The 22,593-nt window shown below is 58.4% G+C and carries 15 protein-coding genes; 13 read left to right on the forward strand and 2 right to left on the reverse strand.

What is annotated here, in order from left to right:
* Nucleotides 1–262: 262 nt before the first annotated feature.
* The 5 genes from GAO09_RS07400 to GAO09_RS07420 all read left to right on the forward strand — a co-directional run bounded on the left by GAO09_RS07400 (nucleotide 263) and on the right by GAO09_RS07420 (nucleotide 7,932).
* The gene (locus GAO09_RS07400) at nucleotides 263–1,216 is read left to right on the forward strand and encodes a phosphoribosylaminoimidazolesuccinocarboxamide synthase (RefSeq protein WP_324184975.1); all 954 of its coding nucleotides are present in this window, start codon (nucleotides 263–265) and stop codon (nucleotides 1,214–1,216) included.
* A gap of 83 nt (nucleotides 1,217–1,299) precedes the next feature.
* Nucleotides 1,300–1,857 (forward strand): TetR/AcrR family transcriptional regulator, encoded by a 558-nt coding sequence (locus GAO09_RS07405; protein ID WP_153353398.1) that lies wholly within the window; start codon nucleotides 1,300–1,302, stop codon nucleotides 1,855–1,857.
* Nucleotides 1,858–2,022: 165 nt separating this feature from the next.
* On the forward strand, nucleotides 2,023–3,207 hold the full coding sequence (locus GAO09_RS07410; RefSeq protein WP_153353399.1) for an efflux RND transporter periplasmic adaptor subunit: 1,185 nt from the start codon (nucleotides 2,023–2,025) through the stop codon (nucleotides 3,205–3,207).
* 50 nt (nucleotides 3,208–3,257) lie between these two features.
* Nucleotides 3,258–6,362, forward strand: a complete 3,105-nt coding sequence (locus tag GAO09_RS07415; RefSeq protein ID WP_153353400.1) for an efflux RND transporter permease subunit — start codon at nucleotides 3,258–3,260, stop codon at nucleotides 6,360–6,362.
* A gap of 115 nt (nucleotides 6,363–6,477) precedes the next feature.
* On the forward strand, nucleotides 6,478–7,932 hold the full coding sequence (locus GAO09_RS07420; protein WP_153353401.1) for an efflux transporter outer membrane subunit: 1,455 nt from the start codon (nucleotides 6,478–6,480) through the stop codon (nucleotides 7,930–7,932).
* Between the two features lie 97 nt (nucleotides 7,933–8,029).
* On the opposite strand, the gene efp is transcribed toward GAO09_RS07420, so the two are convergent.
* Nucleotides 8,030–8,599 (reverse strand): elongation factor P, encoded by a 570-nt coding sequence (gene efp / locus GAO09_RS07425; protein WP_153353402.1) that lies wholly within the window; start codon nucleotides 8,597–8,599, stop codon nucleotides 8,030–8,032.
* Between the two features lie 152 nt (nucleotides 8,600–8,751).
* Between efp and epmA the strand changes: the two genes are divergently transcribed.
* The 7 genes from epmA to GAO09_RS07460 all read left to right on the forward strand — a co-directional run bounded on the left by epmA (nucleotide 8,752) and on the right by GAO09_RS07460 (nucleotide 17,467).
* Complete coding sequence (gene epmA, locus GAO09_RS07430) at nucleotides 8,752–9,816, forward strand: EF-P lysine aminoacylase EpmA (RefSeq protein ID WP_153353403.1); 1,065 nt, start codon at nucleotides 8,752–8,754, stop codon at nucleotides 9,814–9,816.
* Nucleotides 9,813–10,859, forward strand: coding sequence for a lysine-2,3-aminomutase-like protein (locus GAO09_RS07435; protein WP_324184977.1), 1,047 nt, complete (start codon nucleotides 9,813–9,815; stop codon nucleotides 10,857–10,859). The genes epmA and GAO09_RS07435 overlap by 4 nt, the downstream gene beginning before the upstream one ends.
* Nucleotides 10,860–11,621: 762 nt before the next feature.
* Nucleotides 11,622–11,873 carry an acyl carrier protein gene (locus tag GAO09_RS07440; RefSeq protein ID WP_153353404.1) on the forward strand — a complete coding sequence of 84 codons (252 nt, stop codon included), beginning with the start codon at nucleotides 11,622–11,624 and terminating at the stop codon, nucleotides 11,871–11,873.
* The gene (locus GAO09_RS07445) at nucleotides 11,873–13,054 is read left to right on the forward strand and encodes an acyl-CoA dehydrogenase family protein (RefSeq protein ID WP_153353405.1); all 1,182 of its coding nucleotides are present in this window, start codon (nucleotides 11,873–11,875) and stop codon (nucleotides 13,052–13,054) included. Before GAO09_RS07440 ends, GAO09_RS07445 begins: the two co-directional genes overlap by 1 nt.
* Nucleotides 13,055–13,095: 41 nt before the next feature.
* Nucleotides 13,096–14,007, forward strand: a complete 912-nt coding sequence (locus tag GAO09_RS07450; RefSeq protein WP_153353406.1) for an amino acid--[acyl-carrier-protein] ligase — start codon at nucleotides 13,096–13,098, stop codon at nucleotides 14,005–14,007.
* Nucleotide 14,008: 1 nt separating this feature from the next.
* Entirely contained in the window at nucleotides 14,009–14,983 is a 975-nt protein-coding gene (locus GAO09_RS07455; protein ID WP_153353407.1) for a DUF1839 family protein, read from the forward strand.
* 39 nt (nucleotides 14,984–15,022) lie between these two features.
* Nucleotides 15,023–17,467: a glycosyl hydrolase 2 galactose-binding domain-containing protein gene (locus tag GAO09_RS07460; protein WP_153353408.1), complete on the forward strand. Its 2,445-nt coding sequence runs from the start codon at nucleotides 15,023–15,025 to the stop codon at nucleotides 17,465–17,467.
* Between the two features lie 27 nt (nucleotides 17,468–17,494).
* On the opposite strand, the gene GAO09_RS07465 is transcribed toward GAO09_RS07460, so the two are convergent.
* Nucleotides 17,495–19,315: an alpha/beta fold hydrolase gene (locus GAO09_RS07465; RefSeq protein WP_209018639.1), complete on the reverse strand. Its 1,821-nt coding sequence runs from the start codon at nucleotides 19,313–19,315 to the stop codon at nucleotides 17,495–17,497.
* A gap of 286 nt (nucleotides 19,316–19,601) precedes the next feature.
* Here GAO09_RS07465 and GAO09_RS07470 point away from each other — a divergent pair, with 286 nt between their 5' ends.
* Nucleotides 19,602–22,229: an aminotransferase class III-fold pyridoxal phosphate-dependent enzyme gene (locus GAO09_RS07470; RefSeq protein ID WP_153353409.1), complete on the forward strand. Its 2,628-nt coding sequence runs from the start codon at nucleotides 19,602–19,604 to the stop codon at nucleotides 22,227–22,229.
* Nucleotides 22,230–22,593 lie beyond the last annotated feature (364 nt).

The following is a 22,593-nucleotide window of genomic DNA, read 5'->3' on the forward strand; positions in this document are numbered from 1 at the left end:
TCAGTGACCGGGTTATAGTCCCACACACCCGAAAACGTCAATGCCACAATTTCATAAAAATGCAAAAATCAAACAAGTATTTGGATTTAAACGATATAATCGAATTTTTTGGCTTCTGTGATCTGTTGCCATACAATATGTACATATAGGCACCTGTGGTCGTCCCGGCATAGCGAAAATGAGGTACATCGCAGCGTCCTTGTCTCCCGGCGCCAAAACATGCGATAGCGGGCCATCATCATCCTGCAGAAGGTTCTTGCCCGTGCGCGTTCTCAGTGAAGCTCTCATCCCCGAATTGCCGAACCATTATCATGGCAAGGTACGTGAGAATTACGATCTCCCGGATGGCAGCCGCATCATCATCGCCACCGACCGCCTCAGCGCCTTCGATCGCATCATCACCTCCATCCCCGACAAGGGCCACGTGCTGACCCAGACAGCACGTTACTGGTTCGAGGCGACAGCCGATATCTGCCCAAATCACGTGATCGCCTATCCCGACCCGAATGTGGTGGTGGGCAAACGTCTCGACATCCTGCCGGTCGAGATCGTCGTACGTGGTTACCTTGCTGGGACGACCGGTACATCGCTGCTGACACTCTACAAGAAGGGTGAGCGGCAGATGTACGGCCTCGACCTGCCGGACGGACTGCGCGACAACGAAATCCTGCCGACACCGGTCATCACCCCTACCAGCAAGGCTTTTGATGGCGGCCATGACGAACCGCTCACTCCGACAGAAATCGTTGAACGCGGGCTGTTGACGACGCAGCAGTGGCAGACGCTTTCGGACTACGCGCTCGCCCTTTTTGCACGCGGCCAGAAGCTCGCGGCTGAGCGTGGCCTGATCCTGGTCGATACCAAATACGAATTCGGCACCGATGAGAACGGCACGATCATTCTGGCCGACGAAATCCATACACCGGACAGCAGTCGCTATTGGATTGCCGACAGTTACGACGAGGCGTTTCGCAGCGGTACGCGGCCGAAAAGTTTTGACAAGGATTTTGTCCGTGCCTGGGTGGTGGAACGCTGTGATCCCTACAAGGACGACTTGCCTCCGATCCCGACGGAATTGATCGAAGAGACTGCTACGGTCTATCGCATGGCCTATGAAATGATTGCCGGGCAGGCCTTCGTACCGGACACCACAGACGGTCCGGTTCTCGATCGTGTGCGGGAAAATCTGAAAGGTTATTTTCCGAGCGGGTCGTGAACCCTTCGGCGAAAACGAAGACTGAAGAAGGAAATGCCGTGCGCAGGCCAAGGCGGAAGGCAGAGGAAACCCGGGAAGATATCTTGCAGGCGGCCGAAACCCTGTTTCGAGAGCGTGGCATTGCCGGATGCTCGATTGCTGACATCGCCCAGGCACTATCGATGTCGCCTGCCAATATCTTCAAGCATTTCCACTCCAAGCCGGCCTTGGTCGACGCAATCTGCGAGCGCCATATACGCCATCTCGTGGACCGACTGGCGACACTTGACGAACAGGCGCCTGCACCGACCCGCATGGCGCGCGTTGCATGCAACATCATGGAAGCACATCTTCAGGACCTTCGCGAAAATCCGCACCTGTTCGAAATGATCCTGATGGTTTCAAAGGCGAACCTGCCGAGCGCCCTGGTCTATCGCCAGAAGATCGAAGCTCTTTTTGCCGACCTGATTGCTCAAGGCATGGCGGCAGGCACCTATCACTGCAAGAATGCTGATGCCGCAAGCCAAAGTGCTTCGGCAGCCTTTGCCAGCGTTCTTCACCCGGCGATGCTGGCCAATGCCGACCTGAGCGAACTGCATCAACGATGTGACGGCCTTGCCGAACTCGTGAACGCTGCACTGCAAAATCCGTTTGCAAAGTGACGTTTTCTGAATTACGTCACTTTGCAAACGGCAGACAGACAATTTGTTAAAATAATTTAACATTTGGACGAGCGAAACTCGCTTCCGCAGCTCTTTTTGCCGTGCCATCATCGTTTTCCCGCTATCAACGCGGGCTTTGAAAATCATGTCGCCCGGATAAACCCAATGAACCGTCGCAGTCTCTTGCTCCTCACTCTTCCACTGGTCATCGCCGGCTGCAGCGATGCTGGAAACTCGACCGGTCAGGCAGGAAGCACAGCCGAAAAACCGCCATCGCCCGTCAGTATAGTGATCATGAAAAAGCAGGAACAGCCTATCACCCGCGTCCTGCCGGGACGCGCCGTCGCTTTCCAGACCGCTGAAGTGCGCCCGCAGGTGGCTGGCATGATCAAACAGGTCGTTTTCAACGAGGGCAACGAGGTTAAGGCCGGCGATCTGCTCTACAAGATCGAGGACAGCAGCTATGCCGCATCGCTGGCAGAGGCCAATGCGAGCCTTGCAAAGGCCGAAGCAAGTGTGCCGAACGCGCAGGCCAATGTCGTGCGTTATGAAAAACTGGTCAATAGCGGTGCCACCCAGATCGAATTCGACAATGCCAAGGTAACGCTTCTTCAGGCAAAGGCGGATGTCGAACAGGCAAAGGCAGCGCTACAATCCGCCCAGATCAATCTCAGCTATACCGAAATTCGGGCCCCCTTCGACAGCGTGACCGATATTTCCAAGGTCGATGTCGGAAACATCGCCACCGCCAACCAGACGACGGCGCTGACGACACTGCGCCAACTCGACCCGATCTATATCGACCTGACCGAATCCAGCACCAATCTTCTGGAATTGCGCGCAGCAATTGCCGCAGGACGCCTGAAGGGCAATCCCGACCAGGCCGACATGCGCCTGAAGCTGGAGGACGGAACGGATTACAACAAGACCGGCCGACTGGACATGTCGGAACTCGCCGTCAGCGAGACGACCGGTACCTACCAGATCCGCGCCCAGTTCGATAATCCGGACAACCTTATCCTTCCCGGCATGTATGTTCGCGCGACGGTGACGCTGGGTATGGAATCCGGCTACCTTCTTCCGCAGCGCGCTGCGACCCGCAACGCCCGTGGCGAGCTCTCGGCAAAATTCGTGACGGCCGAAAACAAGGTCGAGACCCGACTTTTCCAAAACGCTCAGGTCTCTGGCAATAACTGGCTTGTCGATACCGGCATCAATGAGGGTGACAAGCTGATCGTCGATGGCTTTCAATGGATCGCCGATGGCGCTGCGGTCAAGCCTGTCGAGGCAACAGTGGGTGAGGATGGCCTGGTTGTCGAAGCCGACGCGGCAAAACAGCCGACGCAATAACACGACCGCACCGACTGCATCCGACGATATCGGCTTCCGAGGTTTTCTGAATGGCCAAGTTTTTCATCCGGCGACCGGTTTTCGCCTGGGCAATCGCAATCGTGATCATGCTGGGCGGTGCGCTCGCGATCACCACATTGTCGATCTCGCAATATCCGGACATTGCGCCGACAACGGTGCGCATCAGTTCCAGCTATAACGGCGCGAGCGCGGAAACCGTCGAAAAGTCGGTGACCAGCATCATCGAGGACGGCATGACCGGGCTCGACGATCTCACCTACATGACGTCGTCGTCCTCGACCGGCCGCTCGACGGTGACGTTGACATTCGGCAACTCGATCCTGCCGGATATCGCGCAGGTTCAGGTGCAGAACAAGCTGCAGCTCGTTCAGTCGCAGCTGCCGGATGTCGTTCAGAGCCAAGGCATTTCCGTTTCCCGCTCCACCTCCAGCATCCTTATGGTCGGTGCACTGGTGTCGCGTGACGGCAAGCGCAGTTCCGTCGATCTCGGTGACCTTTTCGCCACCTCGATCGAGGATCAGGTACAGCGCCTGGAAGGTGTCGGCAGCATCAACGTTTTCGGCTCCGGTTACGCCATGCGCGTCTGGCTGGATCCGTTCAAGCTCAACAAATACCAGTTGACTGCCGCCGACGTCACGTCTGCCATCGAGGCGCAGAACACGCAGGTATCGGTCGGCTCGCTCGGCGCGCAGCCTGTGGCCCAAGGCCAGCAGTTGACCGTGACCATGACGGCACAAAGCCAGCTGACCACGGTGGACGATTTCGAACGGATCATTCTGAAAGTCGAGCAGACTGGCGCAAATGTTCGCCTGAGCGATGTCGCGCGTGTCGAGATCGGTCAGGAAAGTTACGGCGGCAGCTCGCGTTACGACGGTTTGCCGTCTGCCGGTTTTGCCGTGAACCTCGCAACCGGCGCCAACGCCATCGATACGGCCGCCCTCGTGAAGGGAGAGCTGACACGCGCCGCGGCAGGCCTGCCAGACGGCGTAGAGATCCAGTATCCGTATGACACGACACCCTTCGTCCAGCTATCGATTGAAAAGGTGGTTCACACGCTGATCGAGGCAATCGTCCTTGTTTTCGTGGTTCTTCTCGTCTTCCTTCAGAATTTCCGCGCCACGCTGATCCCGATGATCGCCGTGCCAGTGGTTCTGCTCGGAACATTCGGCATTCTGGCGCTCACCGGTTATTCCATCAACACGCTGACCATGTTCGCCATGGTACTCGCCATCGGTCTTCTGGTCGATGACGCGATTGTTGTGGTGGAAAATGTCGAGCGCATCATGGACGAGGAAGGACTGTCGCCGCTCGAAGCGACCGAAAAATCGATGGGCGAGATCACCGGTGCTATTATCGGCATCGCGCTGGTCCTGACGGCCGTGTTCATTCCGATGGCGTTTTTCGGTGGTTCGACCGGTGTCATCTATCGCCAGTTTTCAATCACTATCGTATCGGCCATGCTGCTTTCAGCCGTGGTCGCCATCGTGCTGACGCCAGCGCTTTGCGCGACGATGCTGAAGCCGGTCGATCACCATAAAAAACAGCGTGGCATCGGCGCATGGTTCAACCGCAATTTTGACCGCGCCACCAATGGTTACGTCGGCAGTGTCGGTTATCTTCTGAAACGCCCGCTGCGCATGGTGGTGATGTTCGCGCTCGTTGTTGCCGGCTGCGCCTTCCTGTTCGCCCGCATGCCGAGCTCCTTTCTGCCGCAGGAAGATCAGGGCGTGCTGATGACCATCATCCAGACACCGGTCGGCGCGACCACGGAACGCACCGAAGCGGTCGTCAAGCAGGTCGAGCAGTTCTATCTGGGACAGGAAAAGGACAATGTCGAAGCGGTCTTCGGCGCGCTCGGATTCTCTTTCAACGGGACCGGACAAAACAACGCGATCGTCTTCACAAAGCTCAAGGATTTCGATCTGCGCACCGGCACCGGCCAATCGGCCGCCGAGATCATGCACCGTGCCCAGGCGCATTTCCTGACACTGCGGGACGCGCAGGTTTTTGCACTCCTGCCACCGGCCATCCAGGGCCTCGGCAACTCGGCCGGTTTCTCCATGTATCTGGTCGACAGCGGCAATAACGGCAATGAAGCGCTTACTCGCGTTTCGCAGCAGTTGATCCAGGAAACCGGAACCAACGCCTATATCAGCTCGCTTCGCTCCAACAGCCAGCGATCCGAAACACAGCTGAAAATCCTGCTCGATCAGGAAAAGCTTGGCGCCATGGGCGTCGATCTGTCGGCCGTCAACGCCATGCTGGCGACGATCTTTGCCGGGCGTGACGTCAACGATTTCACGCTGAACAACGAGCTGAAACCGGTTTATGTGCAAGGTGACACACCCTACCGCATGCAGCCCACGGATCTCAAATACTGGTATGCCCGCAACACCAATGGCGAGATGGTGCCCTTCTCCACCTTCAGCAAGTTGGACTGGGTGAGCGGTACGCCACAGCTTGCCCGTTACAACGGCACCAGCGCGATTTCGCTCGACGGCGCCTCCAAGCCGGGCGTCAGTACCGGTGAGGCGATGGATGAGATGGAACGCATGGTGGAAGCGCTGCCGGGCGGCTATACCGTGGCGTGGCAGGGCATTTCTTATCAGGAGCGTCTTTCCGGTTCTCAGGCGCCCATGCTTTATGCGCTGTCAATCCTGATCGTTTTCCTGTGCCTTGCAGCACTTTACGAAAGCTGGTCGATCCCGTTCTCGGTTATCCTCGCAGTGCCCGTCGGTGTTCTCGGTGCCGTCGGAGCCGCCGATCTTCTTGGTCAATCGAATGATGTCTATTTCAAGGTTGGTCTTTTGACGACGATCGGCCTGGCAGCCAAAAATGCCATCCTCATTGTCGAGTTTGCAAAAGACCGACAGGAGACGGGCATGGGCCTGTTTGAGTCCACGCTCGAGGCCGCGAAACTGCGTCTGCGGCCAATCATCATGACCTCTCTGGCCTTCATTCTGGGCGTCGTACCCTTGGCAATTGCCACCGGTGCAGGCTCCGCAGCACAGAACGCGATCGGTATTGGCGTGCTCGGGGGTATGCTTTCTGCAACACTCCTCGGAATTTTCTTCGTGCCATCGCTTTTTGTGATCGTCCGGCGGTTATCAAGAGGTAAAAAAACCGTCAATTAACGCAGTGATTTTGAATCGGCGAAGAGTTGTTGCGTCTCGCGCGCTTGCAAGGTTGGCAGGCGAGGCAGGATGGATCGGCAGGAAGCCCCAAGGTTCGTTAGATTAGGAAAAACACATGGTTTCCATTCGCGCAGCAGCTCCCCTGGTCATGCTTCTGCTGTCCGGTTGTGTCGTCGGCCCCGACCACACCGCACCTGAGATAACGCTTCCGTCGAAATTTGCCGAAGGCAAAGCCAAGAGCAATGGCGACGTTTCCACCGACCAGTGGTGGACGGCATTCAACGACACCCGCCTGAACAGCTATGTCAAACAGGGTCTCGACCAGAACCTCGACATCCTGCAGGCCATGGAACGAATCAACCAGGCGGAAGCAGCCGTGGTCAACGCCGGCGCCGGCGGCCTGCCATCGCTCGCGCTCGGCACCAGTGCTGCCCGCGCAGGTTCCAAGGGTTATCGCGGCACGGTACCGCAATCCGTGCCAACCACAACCGTCAATGGCGGACTTGAAGCAGGCTGGCTGCTTGACTTCTTCGGTCTCTATCGTCGCTCGAAGGAAGCAGCAATTGCCCAGCTCGGCGCCGCCGATGCTGCTGTCGACACTGCGCGCCTCTCGCTGCTGTCGCAGGTTGCCGCCGCTTATATCGATGTTCGTTATTATCAGGAAAGCATCGCGCTTGCCCGCGCAAACCTGAAGTCGCGTAACGAGACACTCTCGCTGACCAAGCTTCAGCTGGACGCCGGTGCCGCTTCGCGCCTCGACGTCGTGCAGTCGGAAAGCCAGGTCAACCTGACGCTTGCGACCATTCCAGGTCTTGAAACCCAGTACCGCCAGGCAGCTCACCGCGTTGCAACCCTGCTTGGCATGCCGGCATCCTCGCTGCTCAACGAGCTGCAAAAGGGTGCACGCCAGCCGGTGGCACGCTTCAATGCCCGCGCCGGCGTTCCTGCCGATCTCGTGCGCAACCGTCCGGACATCCGCGCCGCCGAGCGTGAACTCGCTGCTGCTGTCGCCAATATCGGCGTGGCGGAAGCTAATCTTTACCCGAGCATCAGCCTCAGCGGCTCGATCTCGCCGTCATATGTTCGTCGCAATGGCGGATCGGACAGCCATCTTCTGTCCTGGTCGTTCGGACCGACCCTCAATCTGCCGATCTTCGACGGCGGCCAGCTGAGAGCAAACCTCTCGGCCAGCGAATCGTCTGCCCGCGAAGCATACCTCGCCTGGAAGCAGGCAGTTCTCAATGCTGTCGAAGAAGTTGAAAACGCGCTTGCAGCCGTCAGCCGCGCCAGCCGCACGGTTGCCGCCAACCGTGCAACGGTTGCTTCCAGCCAGGAAGCTCTGACGCTTGCCACCGCAAGCTATCGCGATGGCGCGTCTTCGCTGCTCGACGTTCTGGACGCCCAGCGCAACGTTTCCGACGCCCAGACGAGCCTCGCGCAGGCCATTCGCCAGATGGCACAGGATTACGTATCGCTGAGCGTTGCCATGGGTGGCGGTTATGCCTACGGCAAGGCTCCGGTAGATGCCAAGGGCCCGACCATTTACGCGGCCAAGTCGCTCAAGAAATAAGGGTGGTGCGGTTTTCCGCGCCTTTCCTTCAGCCCAAACAAAAAGCCCCGCAACTAGGTTGCGGGGCTTTTTTCATGTCCGTTACGGAAAGCGCCAATCAGTTCTTGGCGCGCTCGACGTAGGAATTGTCTTCAGTTGCGATGACAACGCGGGTGCCGGCATCGATATGCGGCGGAACAGCGGTGCGGATGCCGTTGGAGAGCATGGCCGGCTTGTAGGAAGACGAAGCCGTCTGGCCCTTCACGACCGGTTCGGTCTCGGTGATTTCCAGGATCACGTGCCGTGGCAGCTGCAGTGCAAGCGCGACGCCCTCATGCATGGACAGGATGCAGACCATGCCTTCCTGAAGGTAGGCCTTCTGCTCGCCCATCGTGTCGACATCGACGACGATCTGGTCGTAGTTTTCCGGGTTCATGAAGTGGAAACCTTCACCGTCCTCGTAGAGGAACTGGTGGTTGACGTCTTCGACGAAGGCGCGCTCGACCTGCTCTGTCGTGCGCCAGCGTTCCGACACCTTCACGCCGTCAACGATGCGGCGCATGTTGACCTGGGTAACCGGCGTACCCTTGCCCGGGTGAAAGTTTTCAGCCGTGAGAACGACGTAAAGCTTGCCGTCGACGTCGATGACGTTGCCCTTGCGGACCGATGAGGCGATGACCTTGACCATAAGACTTCCTTGTAACTCGGCCAGCCACGTCGTAGAGGACTGGCGAAATGGCCGTAGTGATGCTTTTCAGGTTTCCTTGGCCGCGCAACTAACGCAAAATCCGCCAAATAGCCAGCCCTTCGTGGAGTGAGCCGCGGCGAAGAGAAACAACCATGACCCGCAATGCAGCCTCCACGTCTCCCTGGTGGACAAAAAGCATCCATGCCGACCGCCGCCCCTTCCTGATCGGACGCAACCGGGTGCAGACGGCGTTGCGCCAGTTTTTCGGCATGCGGGACTTTGTCGAGGTCGATACCGCGACGCTGCAGGTCTCTCCCGGCAACGAGGCGCATCTGCATGCCTTTGCCACGCAGGCACTGACAATCGATGGCAAGGCCAGTTCGCTTTACCTGCACACATCGCCCGAATTTGCCGCCAAAAAGCTGCTTTCCGCCGGCGAGGAGCGCATTTTTACCTTCGCACATGTCTATCGCAACCGCGAACGTGGCCCCCTTCACCACCCCGAATTCACCATGCTGGAATGGTATCGCGTCGGCGAGGCCTATGAGCAGCTGATGGCCGATTGCGCCGACATGCTGAGACTGGCGGCGGAAACGACAGGCACCAGAAAATTTGTTTTTCGTGGCATGGAGTGCGATCCCTTTGCCGAGCCGGAACGGGTGACGCTGGCTGAAGCTTTCCAGCGCTTCGCAGGCATCGATCTGCTCTCTTCCACATCGGCGAGCGGTGAAAACAACCGCGACACGCTGGCGGTGGAATTGCTGCGCGTCGGTTTGCGCGTATCCGAAGACGACAGCTGGGCCGATCTGTTCAGCAAGGTTTTGGTGGAAAAGATCGAGCCGCATCTGGGCAATGGCCGCGCCACCATTCTGTGCGAATACCCGGTTTCCGAGGCCGCCCTTGCTCGTCCCTCGCCGCGCGATCCGCGCGTGGCCGAACGGTTCGAACTATATGCCTGCGGCGTGGAACTGGCCAATGCATTCGGCGAACTGACCGATGCCAGCGAACAGCGCCGCCGTTTCGAGATCGAGATGGCGGAAAAAGCCCGTATTTACGGCGAAACCTACCCGATCGACGAGGATTTTCTCAGCGCGCTTTCTGTCATGCCGGATGCCAGCGGCGCGGCCCTCGGGTTCGACCGGCTGGCCATGCTGGCGACTGGTGCAACGCGTGTGGATCAGGTGATGTGGGCACCGGTTGCGGAGACTTTAGGGTGACCGCCGCACGTTCAATAAAAACGCCCGAGGAACTGGTTGCCGCAGGCCTGATCGAGGCTGACAAGCTCGAGGATGTTCGCGCGGTTGCGAAAGACTATGCGATCGCGCTAACGCCGACCGTGGTGTCGCTGATCGATCGGTCCGACGACAACGATCCGATCGCCCGCCAATACGTGCCAAGTGCAGCGGAATTGGTGACGACACCGGAAGAACGCGAAGACCCGATCGGTGATGCGACCCACAGCCCGGTGAAGGGCATCGTGCATCGCTACCCGGACCGCGTTTTGTTGAAGGCCGTGCATGTCTGCCCGGTCTATTGTCGTTTCTGCTTTCGCCGCGAGATGGTGGGGCCGCAGGGCGACGGCACGCTGGCACCGGACGAACTGGAGGCGGCGCTCGGTTATATCCGAGCCAACACACAGATCTGGGAGGTGATTCTCACCGGCGGCGACCCGCTTGTTCTGTCTCCGCGCCGGCTGGCGGTAATCATGCGCGGGCTGGCGGATATCGAACATGTAAAAATCCTGCGATTTCATACGCGTGTACCCGTTGTCGAGCCGGATCGGATCGACACGGCGCTGATCGAGGCGCTGAAGGAAAGCGGCAAGGTGGTTTATGTGGCCCTGCATGCCAACCATGCGCGAGAAATGACGCCGGAAGCGCGTGCCGCCTGCGCCCGGCTGGTGGATGCCGGTTTTCCGATGGTGAGCCAGACCGTGCTTCTGAAGGGCGTCAACGACGACCCGGTGATGCTTGGCGACCTGATGAAGGCTTTTGTCGAGACGCGGATCAAACCCTATTACCTGCACCATCCTGACCTTGCGCCCGGCACCGGCCATTTCCGCCTCGACATCGAGGAGGGCCAGCGGATCGTTTCGGCCCTGCGTGGAAATATTTCCGGCCTGTGCCAGCCGACTTACGTGCTGGATATTCCCGGCGGCCACGGCAAGGCGGTGATTGGCGAGAATGCGGCAAGGCGTGACGGCGTCTGTTATACGGTGAGCGATTTTCGTGGCGAGACGCATGCTTATCCTCCGAAGTGACAGTTTTGCCTGAAAATACAGGTCTGCGTTCACGCGGCGGCACCCGCCCGTGGCTTGATCCTTCCTGCAATGGCCCGGCTTGACCGGGGGTATTCACTCGGAGAGCCCACGCGAACGCGGAACTTCACTTTAGTTTTAGTCTGTGGCTCCGCGTTCGCGTGGCCTTCGGCGTCTTTTCGGGGCTTCCGGCCCCTACAGGTGCTTCCCTCGCCTCACTGCGTGACTTTGTTCGCGCCCGCCCTTCGGGCGGACCTGCCACTTGCACAGCTAAACCGAACCCGGCATGGCTGCCGGGAGAAGGCTTGATAAGGTCTTGGCATTTTCGCCGCCACCCATGGGTTTCACCTCCCCTGATTTCCCCGCACGTTACGGTTCGACCAAGAGCGCCGGCCCCCGCCTGCCCGCGAACGTCTCGCGAAACACTCCGGCAACGAAGGCAGGTGAAGTATCGCACAGGCTGGAAGTACGGGGATGAACTCGGAGTCAACGTGTTGATATCGTTCAATCGAGGTCTTCAAACGTCCACCGGGTTTGGGGGAGTTCGGCGGATGGTGCTGTTAACGTTGAAGGGCTTGGGTTTGGATCCTCGGGTCATCCTCGGGTTTAACCCGAGGATCCAAACACAAGCAGACGACATTCCCTCAAATTCTACAGAATCCCGCATCCAAGATTTCACCAAAATACTTCGGCGTTCCTTAGTCTTTTTTCTTTAAGTCTCCGAGTATCAATCGATGAACAATTGAATGCGTGGGAGATGTCGAGATGAACGAGACGATTCGCGAACTATTGGGTCGTGTTGGCGGCCTGCCCGTACCGGTGACGGAACTCACTGATGAGGCTGATCTTTATGCCGCCGGCCTTTCTTCTTTCGCGTCCGTGCAGGTCATGCTGGCGATCGAGGAAGCTTTCGATATCGAATTTCCTGACAGCCTGTTGAACCGCAAATCCTTCGCCAGCATCAAGGCGATCGAAGAGACGGTGGCGCAGATCATCAAGAGCCGCGAGGCAGCCTGATGTCTCTCGCTGCACTCGCCACCGACAATACGCTTGCCACCCGCGCGCAACGCGTGGCGGCAGTCGCAGCGGAATTTTCAGACAATGTCGATGCGGAAGGTCGCTTTCCGAAAGAGGCCGTCGATGCCATGAAGGCCGAGCGACTGCTCGGCATTCAGGTGCCGGCTGCCCATGGCGGCGAAAGCGCTTCGCTTCTGGAAATCGCCGAGGTCTGCTCGATCATCGGCCAGGCCTGCGCCTCGAGCGCGATGATTTTTGCCATGCATCACATCAAGCTTTCGAGCTTGGTGGAACATGGCGAGGAAAGCCAGTGGCATCTGGGTTTTATGCAGGAAGTGGCGGGACGCCAGCTGCTTTTGGGATCAGCCACGACTGAAGGCGGGATCGGCGGTAACCTGCGCAATTCGATCTGCGCGATCGAGATCGACGGGGACACCTGCCGCCTGACCAAGGATGCCACCGTGATTTCCTACGGTGCGCAGGCCGACGCCATTCTGATCACCTCGCGCGCCAATGCGGATGCCGCCCCGAGCGATCAGGTGATGACCGTTTTTCGAAAGGGCCAGTATACGCTGGAACAGACCCATGTCTGGGATACGCTCGGAATGCGCGGCACCTGCTCCGACGGTTTTCTGTTCAAGGGCGAGGCGCCGGCCGAACAGGTTTTCCAAAAGCCGTTTGCCGAGATCGCCGCGCAATCCATGCTCGCCACCTGCCACCTTTTGTGGAGCGGCGTGTGGTTCGGCATTGCCGCCGATGCGGTATCGCGGGCGCAATCCTTTGTCCGCGCCGCGGCACGGAAATCGGCCGGTCAGGTTCCGCCCGGTGCGCTGCATCTGGCCGAAGCCTCCAACCTTCTGCAGCTTGTGAAATCCAACCTGCTTTCCGGCATCCGGACCTATGAAGATGCAAAGGCTGACGGCGAAAAACTGTCTTCCATGAGTTTCGCCATCGCCATGAACAATATCAAGATCGCCTCCTCGCAGAGGATCCTCGATATCATCAACAAGGCAATGCTGATCTGCGGCATCATGGGCTACAAAAACGGCACGCCCTATAGTCTTGGCCGGCATTTGCGCGACGCCCATTCGGCGCAGCTGATGATTTCCAATGACCGCATACTCGCCAACTCATCGACCATGCTTCTGGTGCAGAAACCGGATTTCAGCCTGCTGGGCTGAAATCCCATGATCCTTTTCCAACGTTTTTCAGGGGTGACGTGATGGATATGCAGACCTCCTTTCTCGACCGGCTGTTCGATGCCGGCCTGCTGATCGATACCGGTGTCGACGGGCTGTATGGCCGAAGCGGCCAGTTCGAAGAGGTGATTGCCGCCTTCGAACGGCTGATCGACAAGGTCGGCGGTGGCGACGGTGCCGAAGCCATGCGCTTTCCGCCGGGCATGAACCGCGCCTTTTTCGAACAGAGCGGTTACATGAAAAGCTTTCCGCAGCTGGCCGGCACCGTGCATTCCTTCTGCGGCGGCGAACTCGACCACATGAGCCTGCTGAAATGCATGGAAGTGGGCGAGGAAGACTGGACCAAGGACCAGAAGGCCACCGACATCGTGCTCACGCCGGCCGCCTGCTACCCGCTTTATCCGACCGTTGCCCGCCGCGGCAAACTGCCGGCCGGTGGTGCGCTGTTCGATTTGCAGAGCTATTGCTTCCGCCATGAACCTTCCAAGGATCCGGCTCGCCAGCAGTTGTTCCGCATGCGCGAATATATCTGCATGGGCACAGAACAGCACGTGACGGATTTCCGTCAGAGCTGGATGGATCGTGGCGTGGAGATGATGAAGGCCGTCGGTCTGGATGTGACGATCGATGTGGCCAATGATCCTTTCTTTGGCCGTGCCGGCAAGATGATGGTGAACAATCAGCGTGACCAGAACCTGAAATTCGAGCTTCTGATCCCGATCACCTCACCATCAAACCCGACCGCCTGCATGAGCTTCAACTACCATCAGGACAGTTTTGGCCTGAAATGGGGCCTGAACCTTGAAGACGGCAGTGTGGCGCATACGGCATGTGTCGGTTTCGGCCTGGAGCGCATCGCGCTGGCGCTGTTCCACACGCATGGACTGGATGTGAAGGACTGGCCGGAAAGCGTCCGTGCCACGCTTTGGGGTTGAAATGACCTCTGTTTTTCCGCAGATCGACCCGGCCACCTACCCGTCGCATGTCCTGCATGCGACTGACCGCATCTGGCCGGAAACCAATTGTTATGTCGACCTGTGGATCGAGGTGCTTTCGGCCGCCGGCCTGCCACCGGAAGCCATGCTGGGTTTTACGCTGACCCAGGATTTCGAGGGTGACCAGATGACCTTTTTCAAGGTTCCGCTGGAAGACCTAGAAACACTCTACAACGTCCGCGTCACCGAACTGGCGATCTTTGACCGGCCCGAAAACCATGTGCTGGAGCAGATTTCTCGCGGACGGCTTTGCCTGCTGGAAATGGACAGTTTCTATCTGCCCGATACGCGCGGCCTGACCTATGGCAGCGAACACGGCAAGACGACGGTCGCCATCAACCGGCTGGATGTGGCCGGGCGGACGATGGACTATTTCCACAATGGCGGCTTCTTTTCGCTCTCGGGCGACGATTTCGACGGCATCTTTCAGCATCATCTGACGAAAACGGATCCGCCTTTCCTGCCCTATACGGAATTTGCAAAATTCCCGGCCAAAAAGGCTGGTGCGCACCACATTCGCAATGAGGCCGAACGACTTTTGCGCCGACATTTTGCACGGCGGCCGGATAGCAATCCGGTGCAGGCGTTTGCAAACGTGTTTCCGGCACAGGCGGCGGATCTGGCGGAGCGCGAATTCGCATTTTTCCATAAATACGCGTTCAACACGCTAAGACAGCTAGGTGCCAATTTTGAACTCCTGGCCGCACATCTGATCTGGCTTGATCGCGGTGAACAGGCCAGCCATGCGCTGAAGATTGCCGAAACCGCGAAATCCGCGCAGTTCGTTCTGGCACGAGCACTGACCCGCAAAAAATTCGAGCCGCTGGCAACAGTGCTGGAGCCGTCGGCAGAGGCATGGGATCTGCTGATGGCCGGACTTTCGACAGAGCTTGGCGACGCGCGCGTGGCAGCCTAAAACCATGCCTGAAGCTGGCGCGGGAACGGGGATTGGCAAATGAGCGGCAAACGGGTTCCTGGTGACGGCTGGACGCTGATCTTAAGCGATGCCGGCGCCTATGCGGCGCCTGCCGACATCCGGGACGATGCCGAGGGAATTGCCGCACCCGTGCCGGGAACGGTGGCTTCTGCCTTGCGGGATGCGGGACAATTTGATGCCGGCAATCCAACCTCACTGGAAAATGTCGATGCGTGGTATCTCTGCGATCTGACAGAGGAAGCCGGAAAGGCCGTGCTGCACTTTGCCGGGCTTGCTACCATTGCGGAAGTTTATCTGAACGACAATCTGATCCTTGCCTCCACCAGCATGTTCGAGGCGCATGACGTGCCGGCAATGCTGACCGGCACGGACCGGTTGGCGATCTGTTTCCGCGCCATCGGCCCCCATATCAATAAAACCGGCCCGCGCGCCCGCTGGCGGCCCCGCATGATGCGGTCGCAAGGCCTACGGCTGCTGCGCACCACGGCATTGGGTTTCATGCCCGGCTGGTGCCCGGATGTGGTGGCTGTCGGGCCGTGGCGGCCGGTTTCGATTGTTCGCGCAGATGAAACGCCTTCGAATTTTGCCATCAGCGCCACGCTGGGCGACGATGGTGTCGGGATTTTGCGGGTATCATTTGCGGCCAGAACGCCTCCGGACAATCTGCGGCTCGTCTGTAGCGGACGTGAGGTCGGATTGTCTTTTGCGGATGGGCGGCTGCATGCGGAACTGGTTTTGCCGGATATTATGCCATGGTGGCCGCACACGCATGGCGAACCGGCATTGCACGACATCATCCTGAGGGATGAACAGAATGAACGGGTGATTGGCCGCACCGGTTTTCGCTCCATTACGGTGGATCGCGGACACGACGGCAACGATTTTGCCATCAGGATAAACGGCGAGAAGGTTTTCTGCCGTGGCGCCATCTGGACCAATGCCGATATCGTTTCGCTAGCTGGAGAACGCACGGAATACGAGCCATGGCTGAGACTGGCGGCGGATGCCGGTATGAACATGATCCGCATTCCGGGCGTGGCGGCTTACGAGACCAACGAATTCTTCAAACTGTGCGACGAACTGGGCATCATGGTCTGGCAGGACCTGATGTTCGCCAATTTCGATTACCCGGCTAACGATGAATCCCTGTGGGTTCACGTGAAAACGGAAGTCGAGCAATTTCTCACAGCAAACTCAGCCTCGCCGTCACTGGCGATCCTGTGCGGCGGCAGCGAGATGTTCCAGCAGGGTGCGATGATGGGATTGCCGGAACGCGTCTGGAAAGGCTCGCTGGCAACAGATGTTCTGGCTGAGCTGTGCAAGGGTGGACGGCCGGACGTGCCTTACGTGGACAATTCGCCAAGCGGTGGCGCACTGCCATTTTTCCCCAATGCCGGGGTGGCACATTATTATGGTGTTGGCGCATATTGTCGCCCGCTGAGCGATGCGCGGCGAGCGAATGTGCGCTTTGCCGCCGAATGCCTTGCCTTTTCCAACGTGCCCGACACAGGAACGCTTGAGAAACATCTTCCCGTGGCTCCCTCGCATGATCCGCGCTGGAAGGCGCGCGTTCCGCGCGATGCCGGCGCATCCTGGGATTTCGAGGATGTTCGTGATCATTATCTCCAGGAACTCTACGGTTTAGAACCGGCTAAGCTGAGGTATCAGAACCCTGAACGTTATCTCGCCTTCGCTCGCGCAGCGACAGCCGAAGTGATGGAGGCGACTTTTGCCGAATGGCGGCGACCGGGATCGAGTTGTAACGGCGCGCTGGTCTGGACATTACAGGACCTGCTTCCGGGCGCGGGCTGGGGCGTGATCGATGCGACGGGACAGCCTAAATCCGCCTGGCATGCCCTGAAACGGGCATTTCGGCCGATACAGGTCGTGCTGTCCGACGAGGGTACCAATGGGCTGGACGTGCATGTCATTAACGACAGCCCAGTGTCCAGGAGCCTGCATCTGGAAGTCACCTGCCTGCGCGACGGGCGGCAGGTCGTGGTGAGTGGAAAAAGGGCAGTGGTACTCGATGCGAGGCGCAGCATAACGCTGGCTGCCACCGATCTATTGGGCGCGTTTTTCGACACCACCTATGCCTATCGTTTCGGACCACCTTCGCATGACGTGACAGTGGCCCGGTTGAAGGATGCCGAAGGCGGCGACGTTGTCGCCGAGGCCTTTCATTTTCCGTTGGGGCACATGCCCGCGCTGCATGAGGCGACGATCGAGGCAAAGCTTTCCAAAGACAGGGATGGCGCCTGGATCCTGCAGCTTTCCAGCGATCGGCTGGCGCAGTCGATTTCGATCAGTGTCAAGGGTTTTAGGGTCGCAGAAAACGGTTTTCATCTGGCCCCGGCTTTCATGAAACAGGTGGCCCTGTTGCCTGTGGCACGCATGGATCCGGAAAGTGTCCCGAGCGGCTCGGTCACCTTTCTCGGCACCGACCATGTCACTCGTTTTTAAGACCATTGTCGACAGCGACAGGCTGCGTCAGGAGTTCTCAGCGATCTCGGAAGCAGCGACAGGCTGCGTACACATGCCAGGCGGAGAAACGGCAGTGACCGACAATGCCATGTGGCGGATGGCCGACAGATAGGTCTCTCGCGCATAGGCGGGCGTGAGATTGTGATCGGCAGCAGGGATCATCGTCACGGAAACATTGGGAAAATCGGCAAGCCGACCACCGCCCTGACCGAAATAATAATCGAACTCTTCAAGCCCGTAGTCGTTTTCGCTGTAGAGCAACGCCACAGGCTTGTTTTCCCGCTGCAATCGGCAGAACAGTGCCTGCACGGAGCGGCCATGCGGCAGCAGAAAGCGCACACTTCCTGCCGCGCGGTTGCAGATGCGCGCCCAAAGCGCCCTTCCGATATGGGAAAGCGCACTGCCAAAATTGACCTCGCCCCGGAGTAGCCGTTTCACCGTTTCCAGACGCAAGGCGCGCGCACCGTATTCACCGAGGCTACGGCCGGCATTATTGACGGCCTCCTCTACCGAACGACCAGCTTTCCAGCGGAACGTGGCGATATTGACGGCCACGACGCCGGAAATCCTGTCATCGGATTCGGCACATTGCATGGCGATATAGGCACCACTGCAACGACCGGCAGCGATAACCGGCTGCATTTGGCGGGACAGAAGGAAGGTTACCGCTTCCTGCAGGTCGAGATTTTGGCCGGAACCGTAAAGCACCTGTTCCGGTTCACCCGGACGCGGCGGGCTATCACCGGCGTTGGCGGTGTCGAAACGCAAGGAGGCGATGCCGGAACGCGCCAGTTCGCGCGCGACAAGAAGTGTGCTGCGGCCCCAGCCACAATGGCGATCGTAGGCAGAGGTGATGAAGACGACCGCTGCGCCCTGCCGTTCGCCCTTCGGTTCGCACAAGACACCGGAAAGCCGCTGATACTGACCGAAGCGCACCGGCGTTTCACAAAAGCCTTCGCCAACAAGTGCCAAAGCGGGCAATGGCCGAGCGGCCGTGCCGGACAGCAAATTCTTTGTGGAAGGGAGAGATGTTATCCAGGAAACGAGGTTCTCGACGAGGGATTGAGCCGGTTTTGCTGCCAGAGGATTGGAAACCAATCGGTCATAACCTTCGAAATTCTGGCGTGTGACATCCGCACCCAATATTTTCAGATGTGCGGCAAACGCCGCGTCCGCCGGACGATCCGACCGCTCGACAACAAGGCAATGAGAGGCCGGTACGGCCTTGAGGCCAAGCAGATCGACCTTGCGGATTTCGTCTGCAATGGAAGACGGCATCGTAAGGGAGGCAATTGATACTCCCTGTCTGTTTCGCTGCTCGTCGGCAAGGCCAAGGTTTTCATCGACCACCGTTGACCACAACGCCAATTCACGCAGATGCATTCGGCCGGACGTGACCGGTGCCAGAAAGACCATCGCCTCGATATCATCCAGAAGCGGCGCGGCTTCCACCGCCACGATAGCGCCGAGCCCTTGCGTGATGACGGCGATCCTCTGGCAACCGGAAAGGCGGCGCAGTTCGCCTGCCGCCTGCACGAGGCTTTGCGTCCATGCTGTCAGACCCTGCAGATCGCAAGTGCCGTCCAGCGCGTCACCCGTATCGGGATAATCGAAACGCAGACTGGCAATTCCGCGGTCGGACAGTTTTTCCGACATGATTCGCCAGAATTTTCGCGTGCACATTTCTTCCAGCCCCCAAGGGCTGGCAAACAAAACAGCGAGATCAACTGGCTTGGCGTGTTCAGCAGGGGGCGAATAAAGACCAACCGTGCCGGCAAACGTGACAGGCATGGCAGCAGAGCGCGGCAGAACCAGAGGTAGGGTCATTTCAAGTAATCCGTCAGCCGGACAGGCTCTGGAACCATTTCGCGATAGCGGACCTTATAAAACCATCCAGAAAACAGTCAGATCAAGTCCGCATGATCAGAAAATCCTAGCATCCTTACATGCATAAATGCTTAAACTTTACGCGACAGCTTTAGGTTTTGCGATTTGCAAAATCCCGTGGCTATTGCACGTGTAAAAGCGCTGCAACAACAAGGATGAAGTGCAGCCTATGGACGTACGGCCCGAGTGCCCTAATCTTGTCATAGAGTACCTTTCGGAGAGTTGAATGTCCGACCTTCCTGCCGAGACGATCCCCCCAGCTCAGCACAAGGACGAAAGCACGCCTTTAACGACGATCGAACAGATTCTTCGTGAGCATTTCGGCCTATCCGGCAACGCCGAGCCGATTGCAAACGAACCACATGCTTACGTGATCGACAACGGTCATATGCGCTACCGACTGGATGTCAGCGCAGCAGAGAGCGAAGCGGACCTGTCGCTCGAGGCAAAGGTCTTGCGGCATCTCGCCCGAAAGGCTGATGCGCCCGATGCACCCGAACCGGTCGCCGCGCAGAACGGCCAGGATGTCGTGGCTTTAGACGGGAGCGGCAAGGCCATTCGTCTGACCACCATTCAAGACGGGACCGAACTGTCAGAAGCACACAGACTGGATGCCGAAGATATAGCCGGGATCGGCCGACTGGCCGGCGCAACAGCAAAGAGCCTGTCCGATTTCGAAGAGCCGGGACTTGAACGTTCCGTCGATGCGGATCTGAGGCACGCCGGACCGGTTGTGTTGCGGCTTTTGAGCGGTGTCGATGACCACGCAATACGTGATCCGATTGCCAAGGTTCTGGTCACGGCATTGCGGCAGGTCCAGCCGCTTGGCCCCATGCTGCGCATTCAACCGGTGCACCACGACCTGACACTCTCGCGAATGCGAGGCCGAATGACGGAAGACGGCAACTGGCGCGCCGAGGGCATTACGGATGTTGGCGGTGTGGTCAGCGGCTGGCTGGTTGCAAGCCTTGCGGTGACCTGTGCCGACCTTATTGCTCGCGGCGGCGATGACCCTTTCGACATTTTGCCGGCCGTGCGTGCCTTCCACGACATTCATGCGTTGACGGAACCCGAATTGCAGGCCCTGTGGCCGCTGATCATCGCGCGTGCCTGCGTGCTTGCCGCCCAGGCAGAACATGATGCGATTGCCGCTGCAGCAACTGACGGCGACAATGGTGAAATCCACATCTCAGATGGTCACATTGGCAAAAAGGTATTTGCACTGGCGACGGGCGTTCATCCGGCACTGATGGAAGCAGCCATTCTGGATGTGATCGAGTTCGACACGGGCAATCTGGCGATTCTGTCTGAGGACATATGCCGACTGCTACCGGAAATCGATGTCGAACAAATCCGTCTTGTCGATCTGGGCATCGACAGTCCGCTTCTGATTGATGGGAATTGGACCGACCCGGAAATCGACTGGCGGCTGCTGGCCCGGATTTCGTGGGAAACCCACATGGGCGCCACCCGCTATGGCGAATACCGGTTCTCCCGCAGCATCGACGGCCAGGGCGGCGACATTGATAATTTCGCCCTCCATGTGGACATCTGTGTACCGGCCGGCAGTGTGGTGGTGGCGCCGTTTGGCGGCATGCTCAAGGAGGTTGGCCAGCAGCTGGTTCTTGTCGGTCGCGAAGCCACGCTTTATCTCGAAGGTCTTGTCTGCCCGCTGACTGAGGGCATGGCGCTTTTTGCAGAGGATGCGATAGGCTCAGTCGCCGGCGCCGAAGGATCCGTGGGCGGGTTGCGTATCCGGCTCTGCCGCAATCCGGAAATCGTGCCGCCGCTGTTCAGCACCCCTGCGCGCGCCGCCGCGTGGCGCAGGTTATGCCCCTCGCCGTCACAACTTCTGGGTATCGATATCGATGCGCCGCCTGCGAAACGCGGCGAACCGGTGCGGGGCTGGCGGGACAATGTTTATGATGGGACCGGCAAAGCCTCTGTCGATCTTTCCGGCGCAGCCGGAATTGTCGGCCACGGTCATCCGGCGCTGGCCAGCGCCGCTTATCGCCAATGGTCGTTGTTGTCAGGCCAGATCGTTTCCTCCGCCGAACAGCGGTTTCGCGAGCAGTTGCTGAAAACCTTGCCGCAAGGACTGGATGTGATCGCCGCCATTGGCAGTGAACGCGAAATGATGGAATTGGCGCATACCCTTTTGCGAAGTGACGACCGCCAGCCGGGCTTTTTTGACTTGGAAGATGGAATTGCTGAAAATTCCACACCGGCTTTACGCATTGCCGACGAAAGGCTGACGGGTTTTGGCCGTACCGGCCGGCATTTCTGGCAATTCGAGCAGGACGAGGTTTTGCCCGATATAGTGGTAACGGGTAGCATCTTGCCCGGAAAATCGCTGGCGGCCCTGGTGACCAGGGGCGACATGGGCACCGAGGACGAATGCAGGACTGATCTGATCGATGCAGTGGATTATGCGGTGGCGACAGCGGCTCTTGCCGCATTGCGCGATGAAGGGCTTCAGGAGAATGCCAGACTGGTCGGCAACTATCTGCGTTCGGCACTGGAACCACTGACCGGCCGGTATGGCGTTGAACTTCGCGGCGAGGGCTTGGCGATCGCGATGGCCTTCCCCGATTCGGATGCAGGAATCCTGGCCCGAGCTCTGGGCAAGCATGGTTTTGCGATGCCCCAGACTGACGATCCGCAACTCCTTTCTTTACGTCCGCCGCTTTGCCTGGATCGTTCTTCCGCGGAAAAATTTGCGGAAATGCTGTCCATTCTTCTTTCCGAGCGGGAAAAAGCAGGCGGAAAAGACAATGAAAACAGTGCGGCGGATGTTGGTGAAGAGAATGATAAGGACAGTCCCTTGTCCGCCGAGATGACCGTCACTATCTAGATCCAGCTGTCAGAACGGCAATTTTGCGAATGAGATTTCACAAACTTGCCGTGATCCTGTCATCATAAAGAAAAATATTCTAGATAAATTGATTTTCGTTGATCGAAAATGGGTTTCGTCGTAGAGAAGATTCAATACTGGAATTTTTGATTCCAGTTTGATCCTAACGCAACGCCAGAAAGGGAGAGTGACATGCTTATGACTACCGGCACAATCGCCACTCTTAAACCCGGCGTGCGTCGACTTAAACGCGTGGAATGCGTCTCCTCTCCACGCTGTCGAATGTGACGATCACCGTTCACGGTCTTTAAGAAGTCCTCGGTTTTCTGAAATCAAGTCATTTCGCAGTGCTGCTGTGTAGCGC

This window comes from Endobacterium cereale (assembly GCF_009617585.1).
Taxonomy (GTDB): domain Bacteria; phylum Pseudomonadota; class Alphaproteobacteria; order Rhizobiales; family Rhizobiaceae; genus Neorhizobium; species Neorhizobium cereale.